The sequence below is a fragment of the uncultured Dubosiella sp. genome, assembly GCF_964018005.1.
GTDB lineage: Bacteria > Bacillota_I > Bacilli_A > Erysipelotrichales > Erysipelotrichaceae > Dubosiella > Dubosiella muris.
This window is the reverse complement of the sequence record NZ_CAXHOA010000037.1, coordinates 1-6,550: the sequence shown is the minus strand read 5'-3', so window position 1 is coordinate 6,550 and position 6,550 is coordinate 1. Positions and strand designations below refer to the sequence as shown.

Genomic DNA, 6,550 nt, shown 5'->3' with positions numbered 1-6,550 from the left:
TTTTAGTGTACACATTTTTACAATTTCAAAGATCAAATCGACAACAAATCAAGCAATAATATTTCAAACTATTTCATGATTTTATACTTGACTTCCTATATAGTTGTCTTTCGTATCCTTTTTTAATTTTAGATTAAAATGCTTTATAAGCTCCTCAATACTTTTACCGGCATACAAATTTGTCAATTCTCTACACTTCGCATCTATTTCTGATTTTGAAAGGTATCGTTCCGGTAGTTGTTCAAGTTCATATCCAAAATGATTAGCAATCATGGAAGAAACAATTGCTTTTTTTAATCGAAATCGTGGTGGAAATTTAGGAGCTAAATTAATATAGTTCAAATTTCTCCTTATATCACTATGTGTTTCTATATATTCTTTTTTTACAGCCAACTTCCAGCTTTTATTTCGTGGTCCAGGATGATGAGAAACTACTTCCGCACAAAGATTCCTTACATATTCCCAATCATTTCTCAATATTTCTACTTCATCAGCTGAAAACTCATGAAAGTCATATCCTTTAAGAATAAAATCTTTATATCCATAGGCAGATACAGGACGAGGGGATGCATAATGATAATATACAATTAGCATATGTTCCAATTTTTCCCAAAAATGCGATGTTTCAAATTCTTGCTCGGCTATTTCATATACCCCAACAGCAGTAATCGACATTGGTTCTTTAGCAACGAAATGTTTCCTAGGTTTTTTCTGTATCACCATCCCTGTTGTCTTAAGTTCTGTTTTTGTATTTTTCATTCCATCGATAATAATTAGGTCTGCTTTCTGTTCAGTATCTGGAGAATATTCAAAAATACATTGTTCAACGACAGCACCTGCAATCCCTTTTTGCAGATTAAATTTTTGTACATCCATAAACATTCCTTTATTATCAATCATTTCAAATGTTTTACATAAATGAGCTTCTAATCTATGAATAACGTCATTTTTATCAAAAATATGAGCAGGCATTCAATACCACCATCCTTCATTTCACGATAATCCAAAAAATACTTTCAATTTCATCCTTTTCCCTTTTAGAGTAGAAATAATTATGCTAAACACATTCTCCTTTAAGCTCATCAAAAATATATATTATCTCTCTGGATCATTGATCCATTGCTCTATTTCTTCAACACAATATTCAGTATATTTCTTTACATCTTCACTCCAAAAATGGATTGGTATCCATTCCATCTGTCGAAGCAGATTATCATTTCGAATATCTCTTTGGATATTTTCTTCAATTTTCTCTATCCAAAACTCTTTGTTGCTTTTGAGCTTTTCTTTTCTCTTTTCAAAATCTTTTCCGTGCCAAAATTCACCATCAACAAATATTGCGATTCGATACTTTGTTATCGCAATATCAGGTGAACCCGGTATCTTCTTATAATTCAGTCTGTATCGATATCCTTTATGCCACAATGCTTTTGCAAGCATCGTCTCAACTTTGTTGCGTTTCAACTTCACATGTGCCATTCGCTTAGATATCTCTGGTGTTGTTTCTAGCTTTTGATGTTTCATACTATGCTCGCGTATCAATCGCATCGAGACGTTCTAACCATGAATCAACATTCGATGAATCAATTGCATTTTCCTTTAAGATCTGAGCAACATCTGCCGCCGTAATTATCAGAACCTTATGCCCGTCGTCTACAACTTCTTCATAAGCTTGTTGATGGACATAGCTTGTTGTTACTAAAACACCAAATTGTTGTGAACGGATTCTTGAAATCAAACGTGACATCGATCGTACTCCGACGCTATTTTTTTCATCATAACACTTTGCCTCGATGCAACATTCCAAACTCAATGCACGGTTCTTATGGCTAACACCTTGAATTACATATGAGCCTTTCGCATCATAACCACCATCACGATATTTTTGCGTCAATATAAAATTTTTGAAATGTGGATCCATCTTTCTTATTAAATCCACGGCACACATTTCAAATCCATGTGGATTCTCTCGATAATGGTCACGAATTTTTTTCAAGCATATACGCTCATCTTCATTCATTTGCATTTGATCATAACGCGATGGAATCGTATTGATTTTCTTTGCCTTCAATGCTCGAACAGCGCGTCGACCATATTTCATAAACTCAACCCAAGCCTTCGGAGCATATTCTAAGCTATTGTCGTGATCTTCAATCAATGCTTGAAGCCATCTCTTATCGATTTGTTTTGCATCCAAAATAGTAAAATAAGCTTCATAATTTTGGAATCGTTTCTCATCCATTGACCGCCAAAAAGCAATCAAATCGTTATCTCCACTAATGTCAGGATTGCCTGGAACTGCTAATCCTAAAAACTTTACATCTCTGCCTGTGCCTACTTTTTGGAATACAAGAAATGGTGGAATATCTTGAAAATCTACACCAATATGAAGCATATCAAATACCGATTCCAAAATCTCATTTCCATGATTCCTAGTATCCAAAATATCTTTTCCAGGTTGGCGATTATCCCCATAATAACGGAATACACCCGTTTCAACATCTAGATGGTCCGGCCATTCTAATTCTTGCATAGTTGTATAAAGAACCAAGAATGCGTAATCTCCCGCATATCCAACTCGTGTTTTTTTCTTATCTTTTCTTTTACGAGGTCGGAATCCGCCTGAATTCCCTACTCCTAGCAATTTAGATAATGGCTCACTACCCATATTTTTCTGTAGACCACCTTCGTAGATTGCATCTACAATCAATGGAGCTTCTCTCAATTGTTCAAACTTAAATCTACTCTCCATCTCATTTTCCTCTTTTATTTGACTTTCAATTGGGACAAAATGTAATCATTATTGATCCACATACTTTGCTTCGTCATCCATTGCCCATCCGGTAATTCATCCGCATCCTTCATATCTCCAATCACTGTTCCATCATCTAGGCGATAAGCAGCTTTTGGGGCGTGCGGTCGAATATGGATAATGTCGTTATTCGTCTTTTTAGGAAGATCATTTGCTATAATCAACTTTCCATTTTTATCTCGTTTCTTCGTAAAACAAATCCCATCAATCAACTTATCATGGATTTGTTGCCATCCCGGACGAACTTTTTCTTCAATATCTTTTTGAGGCATGTTCCAAAGTTGTGCTCCAACCAAATGATATTTAGAACCAATCTTCTTATATACAACGAAGAAGTATTTTTGGTTTTCTAAATAGTTATACAATTCAGAATTATCCCAATCTTCTTCAGCAAATTTTCTGAATTCAAACGCTGGTAAAGGCATCGATTCTTTGATTGATCCATTTGCTTCTATACGAATTGATTTTACCTTGATACCTGCTTTAGTTAATTCTTCGGCATGATTGCTTTTCAGACCTAACATTCGATAACTCAAATCACTCCATTGAGCTTTGTTATTGTTGTAAGGGCGATCAAACACTTTACAGAGCTCTTCATCAGACTTCCCTTTGTATCGATCAATTCGACCAATCAGAATTTCTTCAAACCTCTTATTCTCTAATTCCTTTTCTGATAAAAGACTATCTTCTGAACCGATATTATGAAGTACCCCATCAAATGGAACTTTTCCTTTAAGTACATATTCATTCAATACATAATTCATATAGGATTGTTTCAAACAATAATTGCGCTTCTTGGCCTGAATATGCTCCCCATAATATTGTGGACGCCAGCTTCTTTCCGCTGTACTCCCTTTTGTACATGCCCCGAGATACATCGTATCTCCTTCGCTGAGTTCGTGAGCAAGACCATCTTTAAGCTTATTATTAATATACTCATAATCAGCTTCAATGATTTTTAAGTCATTAGCCGGTGGAGTAAACATATTAACAAATTTAATGATGTAATCCATTCTATCTTTTGTTCTATCTCTCAAATACTGAATCAAAAGAATCTTATGGATTTTTTCCCATACATGTGAATTATAAAAGTTCTCAATTACCGGCTCCGTATATGAAATATTTGTAATAGATAATCGTTCGCCAGCGCGCATTCCACCCTTTTTTGTTAAATCGATAGGAGTGGCTTTCAATTCAACGCCAACACTTACAAAGTCGGCTTGTTGGTTACCATTGGCATCATAGCCAAAATAGTGTGTTTCCAGAAGATTTCCTAACTGCCCTTTAGCTTTCTTACTTGGAATCTTTGCTACCGAAGTATTATCATAGATCAGCTCTGTATCCGAAACCATAGATGAGCCTTTGTCTTTTGGGTCATCATCAAAATACCCTTTTCTTAAAGAAGCTTCATATTGATCTTCTATATTTTGAAAAGTTTGCCCTTCTAATCTCTTGGCATAAGTAAAAATACTCCCCAAATCATTGACATCGTAATCAAACAACATAATTGTTATCTCCTTGTAATTGCTATTTATTAATTTTTATTCTAACTTATTTAGAACTAATGTCAAAATATATCTGTACCGTCAAATACTTTCCAAAAAAAATTCAATTTCTACTTGATCAAATACTAAAATCTCTGTATAATGATGCTTAGTTAGATAGGATGAATGCCATGAAAAAAACAGTAGTTGAACTCTTCGCAGGTGTCGGAGGTTTCCGAGTAGGATTAAACGATATCCATTCAATTGATAAAAACGGGAGGGCCATCGAAAACAGAGATTGGGAATTTGTATGGGCCAATCAATGGGAGCCCTCAACAAAAACGCAACACGCGTATGAATGCTACAAATTAAGATTCGGAGCTGATGATTCGATTTCAAACGAAGATATTTCTTCTGTCGATAAATCGACATTACCCAATCACTCACTTCTGGTTGGTGGATTCCCTTGCCAAGATTATTCAGTAGCAAGAACTCTTTCTGGTGAAAAAGGAATCCAAGGAAAAAAAGGGGTTCTCTTTTGGGATATTGCTGATATCCTCCAGGAAAAGAAGCCACCATTCGTATTACTAGAAAACGTAGACCGTTTATTACGTTCACCTGCTTCCCAGCGTGGCCGTGATTTCGGTATTATGCTAAGAACATTCTATGATCAGGGTTATAATGTAGAATGGCGTGTAATCAATGCCGCTGATTATGGTGCAGCGCAAAGAAGGAGAAGAACTTTCATCTTTGCTTGGCGTCGTGATACGAAATACAACCAAACAATTGTAGATGCTAAAACAATTGTAGGTACAGCCGGGGCTTTTGCTACTTGCTTCCCAATCGAGCAAGAATTCGATTTTAGAGAAACCGATTTAACTCAATTCAACGACACAGTTGAAATGACAGATGGCTTTAAATTCGACTTTGCCAATACTGGTGTCATGATTGACGGTATCGTATATACAACACCCACAACTCCAATCAAAGAAACACCAGTCACTTTAAGACAAATTCGAGAAACTGGTAAAGATCTTAGTGAGTACTTCTTGACAGGTGAACGAGAAGAAAAATTCAAATACCTCAAAGGTAGTAAACGAATTCCTCGCGTTCGACCTAATGGTGAACAATACTTTTATTCCGAAGGGGCTATGAGTTTCCCTGATGATCTTGACTTACCTGGACGTACAATGTTAACGAGTGAATCTTCAGTTAATCGAAGTACCCATGTCATTGAAGACGAGCAAACAAAAGCAAATCGCTTGATTACTCCTATCGAAGCCGAACGACTTCAAGCTTTCCCAGATAATTGGACTAATTCGGGTATGCCTGAAAGTCGTCGTTACTTCATGATGGGTAATGCTCTTGTAACTTTGATTCCAAATAAATTGGAACCCTTCCTTTCTCAGTTGATTGAAAACGAACTATAAGAGTAATCATTATTATTTTTTATTATTCACAGCTCTCTCTAAAACAGTCTATTTAGAGGGAGCTTTATTTTCATCTTTCACTTATTTCTAATCTGGACGGTGATGGACAACAATATCCTTACCTTTTATATGTGAAATTAATGATTTTGCATATTTAAAAAATTCATCTTTTGTTTTAGACATTCTTTTCAATTCTTCAAAGAATTCATCGAAAAATCGTAAATCCTCAGTCGAATTTGGAAGAAACATATAAGGAAATTCTTTTATCGTTTTCATATCATTCTCACAACTATCAATAAGAATCAGTCCATTTAGATATCCAGCATAATAAGCTTGATTCCAATAATCTTTATTTTTTTCATAATTATCAGCAATCTCTGTATAAGCTTTTATTGATTCTTTAAATCCCGGAATATTATAAAGCCCTGTATTATATAATTGAATAAAACGTTCAAATGCATGAATAACGCCATCTTGATAGGCCAAACAATAAATGACACTTGGGTATCTATGCATATCAATAGACGAAACTTTTTCATGCAGCTCATGTAAATAGTCATTTACCCCTTCAATTATTGGAAGTGTATTGCAACGTTCTAATAAACCTTGATTTATCATCTCTAGTTTAAGCATATGTAAAAAGTAAGTCCCATCAGTAACAATATAAGTCGCATTTTTGTAATTTACTTTGGAACATAGTCTTTCATCAATCGTAACAATATAAATATGAGGAATAAAACCCTCGAATTCAGATTGAATAAAATCCATAATTTGAGTAAAATCATCATCTCCAAAAGAAAAGCCAATAAACACAACTATTTTTT

5 protein-coding genes and 1 pseudogene are annotated in these 6,550 nt (G+C 34.9%); 1 reads left to right on the top strand and 5 read right to left on the bottom strand.

The features are described from left to right. Positions 1-81: 81 nt before the first annotated feature. From ABNS49_RS13500 to ABNS49_RS13485, 4 genes are all read right to left on the bottom strand, one after another. Positions 82-972, bottom strand: a complete 891-nt coding sequence (locus tag ABNS49_RS13500) for a MutH/Sau3AI family endonuclease (protein WP_290092274.1) — start codon at positions 970-972, stop codon at positions 82-84. Positions 973-1,095: 123 nt separating this feature from the next. Further along, positions 1,096-1,524 carry a very short patch repair endonuclease gene (locus ABNS49_RS13495; protein WP_290092273.1) on the bottom strand — a complete coding sequence of 143 codons (429 nt, stop codon included), beginning with the start codon at positions 1,522-1,524 and terminating at the stop codon, positions 1,096-1,098. A gap of 1 nt (position 1,525) precedes the next feature. Beyond that, positions 1,526-2,752 (bottom strand): restriction endonuclease, encoded by a 1,227-nt coding sequence (locus ABNS49_RS13490; protein WP_289642115.1) that lies wholly within the window; start codon positions 2,750-2,752, stop codon positions 1,526-1,528. Between the two features lie 14 nt (positions 2,753-2,766). Beyond that, entirely contained in the window at positions 2,767-4,317 is a 1,551-nt protein-coding gene (locus ABNS49_RS13485) for a Sau3AI family type II restriction endonuclease (protein WP_289642116.1), read from the bottom strand. Positions 4,318-4,487: 170 nt separating this feature from the next. Here ABNS49_RS13485 and dcm point away from each other — a divergent pair, with 170 nt between their 5' ends. Beyond that, on the top strand, positions 4,488-5,726 hold the full coding sequence (gene dcm, locus ABNS49_RS13480; RefSeq protein ID WP_289642117.1) for a DNA (cytosine-5-)-methyltransferase: 1,239 nt from the start codon (positions 4,488-4,490) through the stop codon (positions 5,724-5,726). Positions 5,727-5,813: 87 nt separating this feature from the next. Here dcm and ABNS49_RS13475 read toward each other — a convergent pair. Then, positions 5,814-6,550: pseudogene (locus tag ABNS49_RS13475) on the bottom strand (hypothetical protein); the annotation flags it as partial.